Raw genomic sequence first — 17885 nt, 5'->3', positions numbered from 1 at the left:
AACAGTTTATACGGTCCTGACCCACTCCGGATTGCCTGCAGAGCCCCGCAGGTTCGGATTCGTAGGGAACCCTCGTCATATGATGCAGAGGACGCAACGGCATGGCTCAGTCTGATCAAGGCAAAAACCAGCTCGACTCCAACGAGAAACGGGACGCCCGGCGCCGTGAAGCACCCAGTGCGGCGGTCGTGTACGAAGCCATCCGTGCCGAGGCGGAAAGCGAACTGGAACGGCCGCTCGCGGGGCTGGGCTGGTCCGGACTGGCGGCGGGTCTGTCCATGGGGTTCTCACTGCTGGCCCAGGCGCTGCTCTACAGTTACACGCCGGAGGCGAGCTGGACGCCGATCATCAGCAGTTTTGGCTACTCGATTGGCTTCCTGTTCGTGATCCTCGGGCGCCAGCAACTGTTTACCGAGAACACGCTGACGCCGGTGCTCGAGGTGTTGCGGGTGCGACGCTGGCCGGTGGTGCGCGACACGTTGAAGCTTTGGGGCGTGGTCCTCTTGGCCAACATGCTCGGCGTGGCCATTTTTGCTGTGGCCTTGGCCGGCTTCGACGTGCTCGATCCGAAAATCGATGCGGCCTTGAAAACCCTGGCCGGGCGGGAATACGGGCATCCATTTGGCACCATGTTTGTCCGGGCGATCTTTGCCGGCTGGCTGGTGGCGCTGATGCTGTGGTTGATGCCGTTTGCCGAATCCGCCCGGGTCGGGGTGATCATTCTGGTGACTTACGTGATCGGCCTGGCGCATTTCCCCCACATCATTGCCGGGTCGGTAGCGGCGTTGTATGCGGTGTTTACCGGTTCTGAAGGCATCGTGGCCTTTTTCGCCAACTTCTTCGCGCCGACGCTGCTGGGCAACATGGTGGGCGGCATCATGATGGTGGCGGCGGTGAATTACGCCCAGGTGGCCTACAGTACTCACGGTGACGCCGCAGCTCCGGGCGATTGACCGGGCTGCCTGTGCCCTTCCGACAGACTGGGCTATGCTAGAGAAGCTCCGTGCCTTCGAAGAAACGACTGGCAGGATGCCTGATGGCGTCTGGGTGCATGGTCCCGTGTGGTGCAGTCGGGGCCGGGAATAACAGGCAGGGAGGCCAGCCACTGCGCAGGACTCTGCGTGATCGGTAGCTTCAACTGGGACGGTGTGGCTTGCGCGTATTCTGGTCTCTTTTGTGTGGTGTGCTTTTCCTGGCAGGGCATGCGTGGGCTGATACGTCCTCATACGAAGCCGGCATCGCTCCGACTCGGGACGCAGGGCAGGGCTACGTTGGCGCGGCCGCCTGCGCCGGCTGCCACGCCACCGAACAGGCCGATTGGCACGGCTCCGATCACGATCTCGCCATGCAGCCGGCAACCCTGAAGACCGTGCTCGGCAACTTCGACGACGCCACCTTCGATTACTTTGGCACCACCTCCACGTTCTTCCGCAAAGACAACACCTTCTACGTGCGCACCGATGGCCCGGACGGCAAGCTGGCGGATTTTGCTATCGCATACACCTTCGGTGTCGATCCCTTGCAGCAGTACCTGATTGAGTTGCCCGGCGGTCGTCTGCAGGCGCTGGGCATTGTCTGGGACACCCGGAAAAAGAGCGACGGCGGACAGCGCTGGTATCACCTGTACCCCGATGAGCCGGTGCGGGCCGGTGACCGGCTACACTGGACCGGTCGCGACCAGAACTGGAATTTCATGTGCGCGGACTGTCATTCCACCAATCTGCAGAAAAATTACGATCTGGATTCGCGCACCTACGCCACCACCTGGAGCGAGATAGACGTGGGCTGCGAGGCCTGCCACGGACCCGGGAAGGATCATGTAGCGGCGATGCAGGCCGAGAACTGGAGCCTGCCTCACAACGGCTTCAAGCTTTCACTGGCGCGGGCGGAGACCAAGGTCTGGACCACCAATCCGGAAACCGGCAATCCCTACCCGTGGCAGAGCGGTCCTGAGGCACAGCCGGAGCTGGAGGTCTGTGCCCAGTGCCATTCCCGGCGGTCCACCCAGTTCCACGGCGCGCGGCCCGAGGATGGCCTTTTCAACCATTTCATGCCGGCGCTGCTGGAGGACGGGTTGTATCACGCCGATGGCCAGATCGACGGCGAGGTCTACGTCTATGGTTCCTTCCTGCAGAGCAGGATGTACCAGTCCGGGGTGACCTGCTCGGACTGTCACAATCCCCACAGCCTCAAACTGAAGGCCCAGGGCAACCATTTGTGTGCCCAGTGCCACCTGCCCACGAAATACGACACCGAAGCCCATCATGGCCATCCGGCCGACAGTGAGGGTGCGCAATGTGTGAATTGCCACATGCCCGAGAAGACTTACATGGGCGTGGATGACCGGCGGGATCACAGCTTCCGTATTCCCCGGCCGGATCTGACGGTGAGTCTGGGGGTACCGAACGCCTGTACCCAGTGCCATGCCGACAAGGATGCGACATGGGCGGCGGGCGAACTGGAGAAACGCCATGGCAAACCGCCGACAGGCCACTTCGCCAATGCGATTCATGCGGGTCGCTATGGCGGCGCCCAGGCCGAGCAGTTGCTGTCGGAGCTGATCCTGGATTCCACCCAGCCAGCGATCGTGCGGGCCACGGCCCTGTCCCTGCTGCCGGGCTACCTGTCGAATCAATCCGCCGCGGTGCTGCAGCAGGCCAGCCGGTCCGAGGAACCGCTGGTGGCCTTGGGGGCGGTGAATGCCCTGAGTGACATCCCACCGCAGTACCGGCCGGCTTTTGGCCTGCCGGCGCTGTACGACGCCCACCGGGCGATCCGAAGTCTGGCGGCCAGCTATATGGCCCCCTCGACCATTCCTGCCAATCCGGCGGAGGTCCAGGCCCGTTACGAGCAGGCGCGTGACGAGTACATCGCGTCACAGCGCTTCAACGGGGACCGGCCCGAGTCGCTGGTGAATCTGGGGGATGTCAGTGGTCAGAGCGGCCATACCGATGACGCCATGCGGTATTACCGTTCGGCGATCGACATCGCACCCGACTACACCCCGGCGTACGTCAACTTTGCGGATTACCTGCGTAGCCAGGGCCGGGACGACGAAGGCCGAAGGGTGCTGGCGCAGGCGCTGGACAACGTCGCCGATCCGACGCCCATCGAACACGCGCTGGGACTATTGCTGGTGCGCCAGCAGCGCCATGACGAGGCTTTGGAGCATTTGCGCAAGGCGGCGATGTCGTCGACGGCAACCAGTCGCTACATCTACGTGTATGCGGTGGCGCTGCAATCGGGTGGCGACACCCAGCAGGCGGTGGATGTGCTGGAAGCGGCCTATCATCGATTTCCGGGCAATCGGCAATTCCTGTCTGCGCTGGTGAGCTTTAACCGGGAGTTGGGGCGCGACGACAAGGCCGACTGGTATGAGAAGCAGCTGCGTTAAGGGCGCTGTGAAAGAGATGGGGAGGCGAATCTGTCTGGCCGCTGCGGGCGTACCGGTCTATGAATAAAGAAAGCATAAAAGGGGAGATCCCATCATGAGATCGACGTTTCCCTGCGTGATTGCACTGTGTCTGTCAGGGCTTCTTTCGGCGTGCAGCGATCCGTCTACGGACGGCAACACCTCTGCAAAAGCGGCCGGTACCGGTGAGCAACCCAGTGGAGTGAATGCGCTGAAATCACCCGATGAGAGCGGTGTGTTGCGGGTCGCCACCCGTAATGGTTCCACGACCTACTACCTGGATCGCCAGGAAACGCCCACCGGCCCTGAGTACGATCTGGCAGAGGCGTTTGCCAAGTCAAAGGGCTGGACCGTGGACTGGGTGGTGCTGCCATCCACCGCCGCCGTATTGGATCGGCTGGAAGTGGGCGATGTGCATCTGGCGGCGGCGGGGCTGACCCATCTGCCGTCCCGCGACGCTGACTTCGTGCGAGGTGGTACCCACACCCAGATCACTGAACAGCTGGTCTGCAATCGCAGTCAGCGCCCGCTGCCGAAAAAGCCGGCGGATATCGGGGAGCTGACCATTCGGGTCACGGCCCACTCCAGCTATGTTGAGACCCTGCAACAAATGGCCGAGCTGAATCCCAATCTGCAGTTCGAGGAAGATCCCGAGCGCAGCACCGAGCGCCTGCTGGCCCAGGTGGAACAGGGTGAGCTGGACTGCACGGTCGCGGACTCCAACATCGTCCAGGTAAACCGCCGCTTCATGCCGCACCTGGACATCGCCATGGATCTGACCGACGTGCATGGGCTCGGCTGGTACCTGCCGAAGGGCGAGAAGACGCTGGCGAAGGAGACCAGCCAGTGGCTCAGCAGTGACGACGGCCGTCTGGCCGAGGCCGGCGTGAACTATCGCTATTACGCCTACATTGGTGATTTTGACTTTGTGGATTCGCGGGCCCTGACCCGTCGCATCGACGACCGCCTGCCCAAATACCGGGATCTGTTTGTCGATGCCGAAGCGCAAACCGGCCTGCCGGCCGACCTGCTGGCGGCGCAGGCGTACCAGGAGTCCCACTGGGATCCGCTCGCCAAGAGCCCGACGGGTGTGCGGGGGCTGATGATGCTCACTCTGAATACCGCCAAGGCGTGGGGTGTCGATAACCGGCTCGACCCGGAGCAGAGTGTGGACGGTGGCGCCCGCTACCTGGCCGACCGCCACCGTCGACTGCCGGACACCATCCCCGAACCCGACCGCACATTTTTGGCCCTGGCCAGTTACAACATCGGCCGTGGCCACCTGCTGGACGCGCGCACCCTGGCCCGCAAGCTAGGCAGGAATCCCGACTCCTGGGCCGACATGCGCGAAGTGCTGCCGCTGCTGGCGGACAAGCAGTATTACAGCCAGTTGCGCTATGGGTATGCGCGAGGCTATGAGCCGGTGCATTATGTTTCCCGAATCCGCAATTATCGGGATGTGATAGAGACGGCTTTTCGTTAGGCCATCAGATATGCGGCGCCACGAAATCCGGTGTGATGCCGGATCGAGTGATACAGGCCCCGATATCCAGCCCGTTGAGGGAGCCGTAATCGGTCACCAGTAGAGTCCCCATACCGGCACTTTGCCCGCCGAGGATATCCGTGTGCAGGGTGTCGCCCACCATCAGGACCCGTTCCGGCTCCGGGTTGCCCAGCCGGTCCAGGGCCGCCTGGAAAGCCGGTGAATACGGCTTGCCATAGAATACCGGCGTAATGCCGGTGCGATCCGCCAGTTGATGGGAGAAGAAACCCGGCTCCAGGGTCAGCCGGTCGCCACGGGGGGCCACCAGATCCGGGTTGGCGACTTCCAGCGGTCGCGGATAGGACGCCAGGCTGGCTTCCAGCAACGCCTGATGGTCCCGGGTCCAGTCGCGGGTACTCAGAAAAATGAACCCGTCGCAGCGGTCCATCCGCTCACGCAGGTTCGCGTTGGGATCGCCCTGGATGCTGAGGTAGTTCACGCCGAGCGTCTGGGGGTTGGCTTCCAGTGGTGCGATGACGCCCCATAATCCCTGCCGGGGGTTGTCGGCCAGGGCCTGTTCCAGCAGCCAGCGGCTGGAAATCAGCTGGCTTTCCCCGACACCAAACCCCATCCGCCGGTACTTCTCCAGCAATCGCGCCGTAGATGCCGTCGCCGCGTTGGACAGGATCAGGCACGGCTTGCCCGCCTGCTGCAGCTCGGCAAACCGGGTAACGGCGTGGGTCAGCGCCCGATCGCCCGTGTTGAGCACCCCGAACGCGTCAAAGACGAAGGCATCGAAACGATCGGCCAGCGGCCCCAATGACGGCTGGGCCTCCGGCACCGTAGCGTCTGGCCGGGACGGTCCCCGGGGCAGGCGGTGGCGAATACGTTCGTATTCCGAGAACGCCCAGCGGGGCGTCGGGGGCAAGAGATCGTGGATGGCGCTGGTGGTGTCTGATGACGTCATGGAAGCAGAACAGCCTGTCTGAGCGGGCGATCGGTCAATCCGTTACCGGTCTTCATACCGGTCCGTTGCCGCAATCAATGGCCTTTACTTTAGCCGGTATCGACCGCGCTGTCTTGCCAGGGACCGGGTACTGAACGTTCGGGGCCGACCGTTTGGAGAGGTCGCCTTTAAACGCTTTCTTAGACTATTGGATAAGGCCGTCCCGGAGCCTGGAATTGCTTTATCGATCAATAAATTATGAGGAAGCAAAAAGATAATAACTGCAATAGCTTTCGTTTATTGATCAAAATCTGGACGAATTCGAAATCTGTGACGATATTCAAATCTGACCGGGATGAAGTGGCATTCACAGTTTGTAGGCCACGGGCACGCACCTCGTTCCGGTCCCGAAGTGCCTCTTAAAAGGGCGATGAGCCCGACAAAAACAACGAATGCTGGGGACTGAATCATGAACACACGTGACAGCGGTATCGACCGAAAGGCCGCGGGTAATCGACGTGGTTTTCTGAAAACCCTCGCCATAGCCACCACCTTCGTGGGGGCTTCTTTCCTGACAACCACCGTTGCGGCGGCCACCACCTGGAAGATCCAGTCCGTCTGGGACGCGGGTACGGTGGGCTACTCCCTGTTCGAGGAGTGGTGCAACAGCATGGAGAAGAAGAGCGGCGGTGAGCTGATCTTCAAGTGCTTCCCGGCCAAGGCCGTGGCGGCGGACAACAACGCCTTGTTTGAGGCGGTGCGCAACGGCGTATTGCAGGGGATGAACCCGTTTACGCTGTACTGGTCGGGCAAGATTCCGGCGTCGGTGTTCCTGTCGTCCTATCCCGGCGGTCCGGATCAGCCGCACCAGTGGGACACCATGTTCTATTCGCTGGGCATGCTGGAAATGACCCGCGATATCTACAAGAAATACGGCCTGTTCTACGTGGGCCCGATCCAGCATGACGCCAACATCATTCACTCCAAGAAGCCGGTCAGCAGCCTGGACGACCTCAAGGGCATGAAGATCCGGGTGCCCGGCGGCATGGTCGCCGAGGTGTTCCAGCAGTTCGGGGTGTCCACGGTGAGCCTGCCGGGCTCGGACATCTTCCCGGCCCTGGAGAAGGGCACCATCGACGCGGCGGACTACGTGGGGCCGGCGGTAAACTACGAGCTGGGCTTCTCCCAGGTGACCAAGTACATCCTGTTCGGACCGCCGGGCGTCATGTCCATCTATCAACCGGTGGATCTGATGGACCTGACCGTCAACCTGCGTGCCTGGAACAGCCTGTCTCCGGAGCTCCAGCAACTGGTTGAGGACGAGCTGCGGATCTACTCCCAGAAGCACTACCTGACCATCCAGAAACGCAACATCGAGGCCATGGAGAAATTCAAGGCGGATGGCAACGTGGTGTCCCGCCTGAGCCAGGAGGATCTGCAACGATTCCGGAAGGCCGCCATTCCCATCTGGTTCCGCTGGGCCAACAAGGATGACGACGCCCGCAAGGTGTTCGATCTTCAGGTCAAGTACATGGAGAACGAGATCATGGGCTATCTGAGCCCGGACGACCTCAAGGGGATGGAATAGATCCCGTCAGGGGCGTTGAATCGGGGAGGGCATCGCCTTCCCCTTTGGCCCCCGGGGTGAGCTCCGGGGGTTTTTGGCGTGTTGCGGGGTGAAGTATGTCCGACGAACTGGAAGGGTTTGGTTTTGTGTTGCCCCACTGGCTGTACTGGGGTTGGCTGGCGGTGATGCCGTTGTTGATGATGGCGCTGGATCGCTGGCAGCGGAAGCGTAAGGGCGAGGCAGCGGAAGAAGCAGTCTATACCCCCGGCGAAGGCCAGGATGCCGAGGAGACGGTGTATACCCGTCATCCGGATGCGGGGGTGAACGGGTTGACCCGGGCGATCGACTGGATCAGCGAGCATTCGGGCGTCTTCGTGGCGTTCTGGACCGTCAACGCCGTGTGCTTCTATTTCTTCGAAGTGGTCATGCGCTACATCTTCAACATGCCCACCATCTGGGTGCATGAGGCGAGCTTCCTGCTGCTGGGCATGCAGTACCTGCTGGCAGGCGCCTTCGCCATGCTGCACGGGGCCCACGTGCGGGTCGATGTGCTCTATAACCTGTTGCCCGAACGGGGCCAGATCGGCATGGACATCTTCACGTCCATGTTCTTCTTCATGTTTGCGCTGGTACTGGCGATCACCTCCTGGACCTTCTTCCAGAACAGCTACTCCATGCACGAAACCACCGTGGAAACCTGGGGTATCCAGTATTACCCGGTGAAGTTCATGATGCTGTTGGGCGCCATCCTGATTCTGCTGGCGGGCCTGTCCAAGCTGATCAAGGACATTGCCCTGTTCATCCGACTGGGTAAGGAGGGCAACGCATGAGCGTCAACACCGCCAAACCCGATACGGCAGACAGCGCGATGAAGGCCATGATCGGCCAGATCGGTACCTGGCTGATGATCATCGCGACAGTAGCGCTGGGCTTCATCATTGTGGTCGAGACCATCAACATCCTGTTCTACGACCCCTACAGCGACGAATACTTCCTGTTCCGACTGGCCGGCAGTCTTTACGGCATTGGTATCGGACCGCTCACTTACCTGATGTTCGGCTCGTTGCTGGTCGCGCTGATGATGGGCCTGCCGCTGGCGTTCGTCACCGGCGGTCTGGGTGTCGCGTTCATCTACCTCGTGGGCGATGCGATGATGCTCAACATCGTCCCCAGCCGCATCTTCCCGATGATGACCAACTCGGACCTGGCCGCCATTCCGCTGTTTATCTTTATGGCGTCGATGCTGGAACGGGCCGGGTTGATCGAGGAAATGTTCAACGTCGTCTACAAGTGGATGGGCGGACTCAGCGGCGGCCTGGCCTCGGCCACCATCCTGGCGTCGACGATCCTGGCGGCAATGGTGGGCGTGATCGGGGCCGCGGTGGTCACCATGGGCATCATCGCGCTGCCGGCCATGCTGCGGCGTGGTTACGATCACCAGATTGCGCTCGGCTCGATCATGGCCGGGGGCACACTGGGCATCCTGATCCCGCCCTCGATCCTGGCGATCCTCTACGCCGTGGTGGCGCAGCAGTCGGTGGGCGAACTCTATCTGGGTTCCGTGGTGCCGGGGCTGATGCTGTCCGGAATGTACATCGCCTACGTGCTGATCCGCACGGCCATCAATCCCAAGCTGGGGCCACCGATCTCGAAAGAGGAACGCATCTCTTTCAAGGACAAGCTGCTGTTGCTGAAGGACCTGATCGCGCCCTTCATCCTGGTGGCCTTGGTGCTGGGGCTGCTGTTCGGCGGCATTGCCACGCCGGTGGAGGCGGCCGGCATTGGCTCGTTTGGCGCCATGGTGGTGGCCGCGATGCACAAGTCCTTTTCCATCAAGACCCTCAAGGAAGCTTCCATCACCACTGCCAAGGCCTCGGCGATGGTGCTTTGGATCATGTTCGGGGCGTCGGTGTTTGTGGGCTTCTACATCCTCCAGGGCGGTCAGGAGTTCATTACCAACGCCATCCTGGGAACGGGCCTGTCGTCCTACGGCATCCTGTTCCTGCTGATGGCCCTGCTGGTGATCCTGGGTATGTTCCTGGACTGGGTCGGCATCCTGCTGCTGGCAGTGCCGATCTTCATTCCCATCGTGAAGTCGTTAACCTTCGATGGCCTGTTCGGTCTGCCGGCGGTACCGGGGGAGGATGTGGTGCTCTGGTTCGGCGTGCTCTACCTGGTAAACATGCAGATGTCCTTCCTCAGCCCGCCATTCGGCTATGCGTTGTTCTACATCCGCGGTGTGTGCCCGCCGGAGATTTCCATGGCGACCATCTTCCGCTCGTCGCTGGTGTTCCTCGGGCTGCAGTGCCTGGGGCTGGTGCTGTGCATCCTGTTCCCGGCGATCATCACCTGGCTGCCGGATAGGGTCTACGGTTAAAACCACCCGATGAAAGTCGCATGGCCGACGCGGGGCGCCCCCGGTTATAACCGGGGGAGTTCCCAACCGGTTAAAGGAGATTCCACATGCTTACCCTGAAACGCCTGGACATTGCTGACGCCCGCCTGTTGATCGAAGGCGCCGCCGAGAAAGCCCGCGAGATCGGCGTGCCGATGTGCATCGCGATCACCGATGAGTCCGGCAACCTGGTGGCGTTCGAACGCATGGACGGCGGCAAGACCTCCAGCGTGATCATTGCCCAGGATAAGGCCTACACCGCTGCTGCGGCGCGCAAGGCGACCCACGAATACAACGCCGCCAACGTACCCGGCCAGCTGGCCTTTGGCATCCACACCGAGGTGGGCGGTCGTATCAGTTCCGTAGGCGGTGGCCTGCCGGTGACGGTCGACGGAGAAGTGGTCGGCGGTATCGGCCTGAGTTCCGGTACCCCGCAACAGGATATGGAGTGCGCCCAGGCCGGGCTGGATTATTTCCTCGCAAAACGGGGTTGATCCGCGGTCGGTGCCGGGCATAACTTAGAACAACGATAAGAAGTCGGTCCTGTTTGGACCGGGAGAGAGAGCATGTCCACACCCACGATCGATCGTGCCGAGCTGGCGCGCCAGTTCCGCACGTTTATCGATCCGGCGTTCGTCATCGAGGATGACGAAACCATCCGGCCCTACGAGTGCGACGGCCTGTCCATGTACTGTGAGATGCCTTGGCTGGTGGTGTTGCCGGAGACCGTCGAACAGGTGCAGCAGGCCATGCGCCTGTGCCACGAGCACAAGGTGCCGGTGGTCGCCCGCGGCGCCGGAACCGGCTTGAGTGCCGGGGCCATGCCCCATGCCGAAGGCGTGGTGCTGTCGCTGGCCAAGTTCAACCGCATCCTTCAGATCGATCCGCTGGCTCGCACCGCGCGCCTGCAGCCCGGCGTCCGCAACCTGGCCATCAGCGAGGAAGCGGCGCAATACGGCCTCTACTATGGTCCCGATCCCTCCTCCCAGATTGCCTGCACCATTGGCGGCAACGTCGCCGAGAACTCCGGTGGTGTGCATTGCCTCAAGTACGGCCTGACCGTCCACAACATCCTCAGTGTCGAGATGGTGACCGTCGAGGGCGAGAAGCTGGTGGTGGGCAGCGATGCGCTGGACGGCTGCGGCATGGACATGCTGGCGTTGATGACCGGCTCCGAGGGCCTGCTTGGGATCGTCACTGAAGTGAAGGTCAAACTGCTGCCCAAACCGGAACAGGCCCAGGTGGTGATGGCCGGGTTCGATTCGGTGCAGAATGCCGGCGATGCGGTGGGCGGCGTCATCGCCCACGGTATTATCCCGGGCGGGCTGGAAATGATGGACGGCTTTGCCATCGTTGCCGCCGAGGATTTTGCCCAGGCCGGCTATCCCCGAGACGCGGCGGCCCTGCTGCTGTGCGAAGTGGACGGGACCGCCGAGGAGGTACAGGAACACATCGAGCAGGCGAGCAACCTGTTCCGGTCCTTCGGGGCCACCTCCATCCGCGTGTCCCAGAGCGAGGAGGAACGGGCGCTGCTCTGGAAAGGCCGCAAGTCGGCGTTCCCGGCGGTGGGCCGGATCTCGCCGGACTATTACTGCATGGACGGCACCATTCCCCGGCGCCACCTGGCCTACGTGCTGACGGAAATGCAGAAGATGTCCGAGCATTACGGACTGCGCGTCGCCAACGTGTTCCACGCCGGTGACGGCAACATGCACCCGCTGATCCTGTTCGATGCCAATGTGCCGGGCGAATTTGAGCGCACCGAGGAATTTGGTGGCGCTATCCTCGCCATGTGCGTGAACGTCGGCGGCTGCATCACTGGGGAACACGGCGTGGGCGTCGAGAAAATCCGCCAGATGGCGATCCAGTTCGACGACCTGGAACTGGCCCAGTTCCACGCCCTCAAGGCGGCTTTCGATCCGGACGGCCTGCTGAACCCGGGCAAGGGTGTGCCGGCCCTGCGTCATTGCCAGGAGTACCGGTCCCTGGAACACAAAGCCCATGCGGCGGAGGCCTGATGGCGGACAACACTCAAACACTGCAGCAACAGGTCTACGCGGCGCTGGCGGAAGAGCGCAAGCTGTCGATTGTCGGCGGTGGCAGCAAAGCCTTCATGGGCCGCGAGAGCGATGTGGAGACCACGCCGCTGAACCTGTCCGAGCACACCGGCATCGTCGACTACCAGCCGGTGGAGCTGGTTCTGACCGTCCGCGCCGGGACACCGCTGAAAGAGATCGACGCGGCGCTGGCCGAGCACAACCAGTGCCTGTCATTCGAGCCGCCACATTTCTCTGCGCGCAGCACCATCGGCGGCACCCTGGCCTGCAACCAGTCCGGCCCCGGCCGGCCCTGGACCTATTCCGTGCGGGATCAGGTGCTGGGCCTGCGTTTGATCAACGGTAAGGCCGAGCATCTGCATTTTGGCGGTCAGGTGATGAAGAATGTGGCCGGCTACGACGTTTCACGTCTGCAGGCCGGCGCCATGGGCTGCCTGGGCGTGATCACTGAGGTCAGCCTCAAGGTGATGCCGCGGCCGGCGTCGAGTCTGACGCTGGTGCAGGCCATGGACCTGGAAGAGGCCATACCCTACATGAACCGGCGCGCTGGCGAACCCAAGCCGCTGACCGGCGCCTGCTGGGTCGACGGCAAGCTGTACCTGCGCCTGGCGGGGGCCCAGTCCGCGGTGGAAGCCACTGCCCATCACTGGGACGGTGATGTATTGGAAGACGCCGGTGATTTCTGGGCTGCACTGCGCGATCAGCGTCTGGATTTCTTCGCCGGTGACGCCCCGCTGTGGCGATTCTCAGTGAACAGCACCGCCGCCAACCCGCCGATGGACGGCGACTGGCTGGTGGATTGGGGCGGCGCCCAGCGCTGGTATCGGGGCGAAGCCACGATGGGCGACCTGGAACCGCTGGCGGAGGCCGCCGGTGGCCAAGTCAGCCTGTTCCGTGGCGGCGATCGCCGCGGCGAGGTGATGCATCGCCAGGCCCAGCCGTTGCAGCAGATCCAACAACGCCTCAAGCAGGCCTTCGATCCCGACGGCGTCTTTAATCCCGGTCGACTCTACAGCTGGTTGTAACCCGTATGCAGACCAATCTTGTCAAGGAATTCGCCAACACTACCGAGGGCCAGGAGGCTGAAGCTATCCTGCGCGCCTGCGTGCACTGCGGTTTCTGCACCGCCACCTGTCCCACTTATCAGGAACTGAACGACGAGCGGGACGGCCCGCGCGGCCGGATCTACCTGATGAAGCAGTTCCTGGAAGGCAATGAGGTGACGGAGAAAACCCGCACGCACCTGGACCGTTGCCTGACTTGCCGCAGTTGCGAAACCACCTGTCCGTCCGGCGTGCAGTACGGCCGGTTGGTGGACATCACCCGGGGTCTGGTGGATGAGAAGCTGGAGCGCCCGCGCCGTGAACGGATGATTCGCTGGGCGCTGCGCACCATTGTCCCCAGGCGCGCGCTGTTCACGCCACTGCTGGCCCTCGGGCAAGTGTTCCGGCCGCTGTTGCCTGAGGCGCTGCGCTCGAAGGTGCCGCCCCGGCAGGCCACCCGGCCCTGGCCCGCCGCCCGGCACGAACGGGTGGTGATCGCCCTCGCCGGCTGCGTGCAGTCGGCCGCGACGCCTTACACCAACGCCGCCGCGGCCCGGGTGCTGGATCGGCTGGGCATTTCGCTGATTGAAGCGTCGGAAGCCGGCTGCTGCGGGGCCATTAATTACCACCTGTCCGCCCACGACGACGGCCTGGACGACATGCGCCGCAACATCGACGCCTGGTGGCCGATGATCGAGGGCGGGGCGGAAGCCATCGTCATGACCGCCTCCGGCTGCGGCGCCATGGTGCAGGACTACGGCCACCTGCTGCGGGACGATCCGGACTATGCCCACAAGGCCGCGCGCATCAGCGCCATGACCCGGGATCTGGGTGAATTCCTGCTGCAGGAGGATCTGTCCACCCTGCGCCCGGCCGAATCATCCGGCAAAGTGGCCGTGCACTGCCCCTGCACCTTGCAACACGCGATGAAGCAGAACGGCGTGATGGAGCAGGTGTTGCGCAAGGTGGGCATCGATCTGGCGGAAACCCGCGACAAGCACCTGTGCTGTGGCTCCGCCGGCACCTATTCCATTCTCCAGCCGGAACTGAGCCAGCGCTTGCTGGGCAACAAGCTCAAGGCACTGACCATCGACAACCCGGACCGCATCGTCACCGCCAACATCGGCTGCCAGCTGCACATCGGCAGTAAGGCGGACCGGCCGGTGCACCACTGGATTGAGCTGCTGGACCGCTGATCAGGCTTCCAGGGTCCGCGGTTTTCCGGTGCGGGTGAGTGGCTCCGGTGCATCGATCACGTCGAGGGTCAGTATGCGCTGGCGGTCCGCCTGCTTCTGGCTCGACAGCCGTTCAATCAACGGCGTCAACCGTCCCTCTGGATCCGCTTCCGCCTGATAGGTCTGCATGAAGGCCAGCTGAATATGCCGGTCCTGGAAGTCTCCCAGAATCGTCTGGCGCTGTTTCAGGTCCTTGCGAAAGGCTTTGTGCAGCGCCCGATCCAGATCCGCCAGATAGCGGATGCGTTTGAGGCATTTGCGCAGGCGGTGGAAATCCTCGTCCGGAGACAGGTCCGACAGGGCGACCAGCCGGGCGTTATGGTCGGCAATGCGGGCATCCAGGGCTTCGCGGGTGCGGTGCTTGTCCAAGCTGTCGAGAATCGCCTTCAAGCGGTTGGAGCGGACGAAGGACTGCAGGTTTTCCCAGTCATCGAGGTAGTCCCGCGCGTCGATGTGTTGGGCAAAGGCCAGTTGGGTCTCCCGCTGCCTTGCCCGAAAGGCCTGCGGAACCCCCGTGGTCTTTAGAGCATCCTGAAATTCCGGGTCGTTCAGCCACGCCAAGAGGGTCTCATTGAACACGTCCAGATCGCGCAAGGCGCTGGTGGCCTGAGCGTGACGGCGCAAGCGCTTGATGGGGGCCTTCAGCGCCTTGTCGCCGGAGAGCGCGTAGAGCGTCTCCATCACGGCGCGAACCTTGCGGATGGTGATCCGGTACTGGTGCAGGAATTCGGGATCGAAACCCAGGGCCGCCGGCGGCTCCAATTCGGTCAACCGGTCCATCAAGTGGGGCAGGGACAGCGCCAGACCGCGCAGGGAGTGCCCTTCCTCTTTCTTGCCCGGGTCGCCGGACTGCTTGCGCTGGAATTCCGTGTAGTTGACCCAGGCTGGTTTCAGATACAGGGCCAGCGCGCCGGTGTCCGGCTCCATCTCCTTCCAGCGCTGGATCGGCAACAGGATGTGCACGCAACCGGATGTCGGCAGGGCGTCGATAGGGTGGCGCAGGAGGCGATTGGCCAGCTCCAGCAGGGCCGGGTTGTGGCCGACCAGGGTGATCGCGCCATCGTCCTGCTGCTTGCGCAGCCATTTCCAGAGGACATCGCCACTGAAGGTATAGAGGCGGGATTTGACGGCGACCCGTTCGGCCAGCGTCCTGTCGTCCAGGCCGGCCAGCATCCCCTCGATGGTCTTGCGCGCACGCAGGGCATTGCTCGAATACACCGCGCCGTCAAACGCACCGATCCGTTGAAGAACCGGGGCCATGTCGGCGATCTGCCGTAGGCCACGCTTGTTCAGCGGGCGCTCCCAATCCTCCAGCGAGGCGTCGGACCAACTCGATTTGCCGTGTCGAATCAGGAAAAGGTGTTTCATGCATGCTGAATCCATCATAGGCCTGGGCAGGATAGCATGCTGAATGTGACATCCGTGTTGCGCGAGCGCAATGACGCCGGTCAACGCACGGCCGGCCACGGCCACAAAAAAGGGGATGGCTTGAAGGCCATCCCCAATGGCAGGATTCGCGTCGTCGAGGCCGGGGTTACTCGGCCCAGAACGGCTTGTTCATTTCCCGCTGCAGGTCACCCGGCTCCAGGCCGATATCCCGCTCCATATGCGCCAGCCAGGCCGGGCTGGCGGCGCCGAAATCACGCCGCAGCGAGCGGCGGTTGGCCAGACGTTTGCGCCAACGGCGCAGCCGGGACAGTACCGGCAGGGTCGGCCATTGGATTTTGCGGGGCTTGAGCGTCAGGGTGTGTTGCATGGCGGTGTCCTCCCGGTGTGATGGCGTCGGTGATCGCCGACTCGAACCCTGATGCTAGAAAAGTCCCGAAAGGTGCGGAATCTATAAATTTTTCACGCGGCGTTAAGAAAACCTGAACGCGCGAGAAGCCGCTTTGTAGCAGACTTCGGGAAAGTGGCCCTGTTATGCTTTGGTGATGTATGACCGGCGCCGGGCTGTGGCCGGTCCGCAATGGATGGCGTCATCGCAGGGTATTGCCATGGAGAGTCCCGATGAATATCCAGATCGAGAAGCTGCGTTCGTTTGTGTTGATCGCTGAAGAGAAAAACCTGACCCGCGCGGCGGAGCGCCGGTTCTCCACGCCTGCCGCGGTCAGTGCTCAGCTCAAGCAGCTGGAAGACGCCCTCAACCTGACGCTGTTCGAACGCACCAGCAAAGGCATGCTGCTGACTGAGGCTGGCCGGCGCCTGTTGCCCATGGCCAATCGCATTCTGGGAAACCTGGCCGAATTCGAGACGACCGCCCACGCCATTGCCGGCCGTGCCCGCACCCAACTGCTGTTCGGCCTCAATGCCCTGCCCGAACTGCTGCGTTTCGAACAGGTGCTGGAAGCGGCCGCCCGGGAACTCCCGGACGTTTCGCTGGTGGTGCGATCCGGGAATTCGGGCGACAACCAGCGGGCGGTGCTGACGGGGGATCTGGACGCGGGGTTTGTCTTCGGTGGCCGGGATCACCCGGATCTGGAGCGGACCGAACTGGGTCACGTGAACATTGTTACCGTGGGGCCGCCGGCCGGTAAAAGCGGGCCGTTGCCGGCCACCGCCGGAGAGCTGGCCGGTCGCGCCTGGATCTCGCCGAGCATGGAGTGTCCGTACAGCGACCTGATGCGCCAGATCCTGGGATCGCATTACGACGAGGCCAATATCGTGGCCACCTCGGACGATGAATATTCCACCATCACCATGGTCAAGGCGGGGCTCGGGTTGGCACTGGTGGAGGCTCACCTGGCGGACATGGCGGAATGCCGGAATGAGGTTCGGGTGTATCCGGACACCGGCGGGCGCGTGCCGCTCTACCTTGTGGTGCGGCGGGACCGGCGTCATCAGCTTCCGGAGCTGGCGGTGTTCGTGCATCTGGTGCAGGATCAGTGGAGCGGGGCCCGGGTGGCGCCCGGTACCCTGCGGGAAACCACCGCCGGTATGCTTAACCCATCCTGAACAAGAGTTCATATATTACGCCTTTGCTTGGCCTCGGACGACACCCTGTTATATGGTCCTCGCCAATAACAACGTTTTATCGGGAGAGGGACACATATGTTGCGAGTGCTGATTACCGGCGCTAACCGCGGTGTGGGGCTGGAACTGGCGCGCTATTACGCCCGTCATGACTGGTCGGTCATCGGCGTATGCCGGAGCGCGTCCGACGAGCTGGCGGACGTGGCCGAACAAGTGGTTGAAGGCGTCGATGTGACGACCGACTCTGGCGTGGCTCGCATCGTCGAGGCCGTAAAGCAGACCGACGGGATAGACCTGCTGATCAACAATGCCGGGGTGTTACAGGACGAAGAGCTGGGCCGTATCGACTACGACTCCCTGCGTTTCCAGATGGAAGTGAACGCCTATGCGCCCCTGCGGGTGACTGAAGCCTTGCTGCCGTATCTGCGCGAGGGTGCGAAGATCGCCAACATCACCAGCCGTATGGGCTCGATGGCCGACAACGACTCCGGTGGACGTTACGGTTATCGCGCTTCCAAGGCGGCGTTGAACGCCCTCGGCCGCTCCCTGGCGATGGACCTGAAGCCGCGCGGTATTGCCGTGGCCCAACTGCATCCGGGCTATGTGAAGACCCGCATGGTGAACTTCGGTGGCCTGATCACGCCGGAAGAATCCGCGCTGGGCCTGGCGACCCGCATCGAGGCACTGAACCTGGAGAACACCGGTTCCTTCTGGCACAGCAATGGTGAAGAGTTACCCTGGTAACCGGCACGCCGACCGGTCACCGCCCACAAAAAA

At 62.6% G+C, this 17885-nt stretch carries 15 protein-coding genes; 12 read left to right on the top strand and 3 right to left on the bottom strand.

Annotation, left to right across the window (positions count from 1 at the left end):
- The first annotated feature begins 101 nt into the window (after positions 1–101).
- From J3364_RS08170 to mltF, 3 genes are all read left to right on the top strand, one after another.
- Entirely contained in the window at positions 102–953 is an 852-nt protein-coding gene (locus J3364_RS08170) for a formate/nitrite transporter family protein (RefSeq protein ID WP_349557880.1), read from the top strand.
- Positions 954–1153: 200 nt separating this feature from the next.
- Positions 1154–3394 (top strand): tetratricopeptide repeat protein, encoded by a 2241-nt coding sequence (locus J3364_RS08165; protein ID WP_349557879.1) that lies wholly within the window; start codon positions 1154–1156, stop codon positions 3392–3394.
- 94 nt (positions 3395–3488) lie between these two features.
- The gene (gene mltF, locus J3364_RS08160) at positions 3489–4895 is read left to right on the top strand and encodes a membrane-bound lytic murein transglycosylase MltF (protein ID WP_349557878.1); all 1407 of its coding nucleotides are present in this window, start codon (positions 3489–3491) and stop codon (positions 4893–4895) included.
- A 4-nt stretch (positions 4896–4899) separates the two neighbouring features.
- Here mltF and J3364_RS08155 read toward each other — a convergent pair whose 3' ends face one another.
- Entirely contained in the window at positions 4900–5862 is a 963-nt protein-coding gene (locus tag J3364_RS08155) for an HAD-IIA family hydrolase (RefSeq protein ID WP_349557877.1), read from the bottom strand.
- Positions 5863–6310: 448 nt separating this feature from the next.
- Between J3364_RS08155 and dctP the strand changes: the two genes are divergently transcribed.
- The 7 genes from dctP to glcF all read left to right on the top strand — a co-directional run bounded on the left by dctP (position 6311) and on the right by glcF (position 14099).
- A complete protein-coding gene (gene dctP / locus J3364_RS08150) occupies positions 6311–7429 on the top strand; it encodes a TRAP transporter substrate-binding protein DctP (protein WP_349557876.1) in 1119 nt (372 codons plus the stop codon).
- Between the two features lie 95 nt (positions 7430–7524).
- Positions 7525–8238 (top strand): TRAP transporter small permease subunit, encoded by a 714-nt coding sequence (locus J3364_RS08145; protein WP_349557875.1) that lies wholly within the window; start codon positions 7525–7527, stop codon positions 8236–8238.
- Complete coding sequence (locus tag J3364_RS08140; RefSeq protein ID WP_349557874.1) at positions 8235–9785, top strand: TRAP transporter large permease; 1551 nt, start codon at positions 8235–8237, stop codon at positions 9783–9785. The genes J3364_RS08145 and J3364_RS08140 overlap by 4 nt, the downstream gene beginning before the upstream one ends.
- 86 nt (positions 9786–9871) lie before the next feature.
- A complete protein-coding gene (locus J3364_RS08135) occupies positions 9872–10297 on the top strand; it encodes a GlcG/HbpS family heme-binding protein (RefSeq protein ID WP_349557873.1) in 426 nt (141 codons plus the stop codon).
- A gap of 72 nt (positions 10298–10369) precedes the next feature.
- A complete protein-coding gene (locus J3364_RS08130; protein ID WP_349557872.1) occupies positions 10370–11821 on the top strand; it encodes an FAD-linked oxidase C-terminal domain-containing protein in 1452 nt (483 codons plus the stop codon).
- Positions 11821–12885, top strand: coding sequence for a glycolate oxidase subunit GlcE (gene glcE, locus J3364_RS08125; RefSeq protein ID WP_349557871.1), 1065 nt, complete (start codon positions 11821–11823; stop codon positions 12883–12885). The genes J3364_RS08130 and glcE overlap by 1 nt, the downstream gene beginning before the upstream one ends.
- Before the next feature lie 5 nt (positions 12886–12890).
- On the top strand, positions 12891–14099 hold the full coding sequence (gene glcF, locus J3364_RS08120; protein ID WP_349557870.1) for a glycolate oxidase subunit GlcF: 1209 nt from the start codon (positions 12891–12893) through the stop codon (positions 14097–14099).
- On the opposite strand, the gene J3364_RS08115 is transcribed toward glcF, so the two are convergent.
- Both J3364_RS08115 and J3364_RS08110 read right to left on the bottom strand, forming a co-directional pair.
- Positions 14100–15506 (bottom strand): CHAD domain-containing protein, encoded by a 1407-nt coding sequence (locus J3364_RS08115; RefSeq protein WP_349557869.1) that lies wholly within the window; start codon positions 15504–15506, stop codon positions 14100–14102.
- 166 nt (positions 15507–15672) lie between these two features.
- Complete coding sequence (locus tag J3364_RS08110) at positions 15673–15894, bottom strand: DUF1127 domain-containing protein (RefSeq protein ID WP_349557868.1); 222 nt, start codon at positions 15892–15894, stop codon at positions 15673–15675.
- 251 nt (positions 15895–16145) lie between these two features.
- Between J3364_RS08110 and J3364_RS08105 the strand changes: the two genes are divergently transcribed.
- Entirely contained in the window at positions 16146–17090 is a 945-nt protein-coding gene (locus J3364_RS08105) for a LysR family transcriptional regulator (protein WP_349557867.1), read from the top strand.
- A 96-nt stretch (positions 17091–17186) separates the two neighbouring features.
- The gene (locus J3364_RS08100) at positions 17187–17852 is read left to right on the top strand and encodes an SDR family oxidoreductase (RefSeq protein WP_123635962.1); all 666 of its coding nucleotides are present in this window, start codon (positions 17187–17189) and stop codon (positions 17850–17852) included.
- Positions 17853–17885: the final 33 nt, after the last annotated feature.

It is taken from the genome of Marinobacter sp. NFXS9 (assembly GCF_040148665.1).
Lineage (GTDB): Bacteria > Pseudomonadota > Gammaproteobacteria > Pseudomonadales > Oleiphilaceae > Marinobacter_A > Marinobacter_A mangrovi.
The sequence above is the reverse complement of the archived record's forward strand: the minus strand, read 5'-3'. Positions and strand labels throughout refer to the sequence as shown.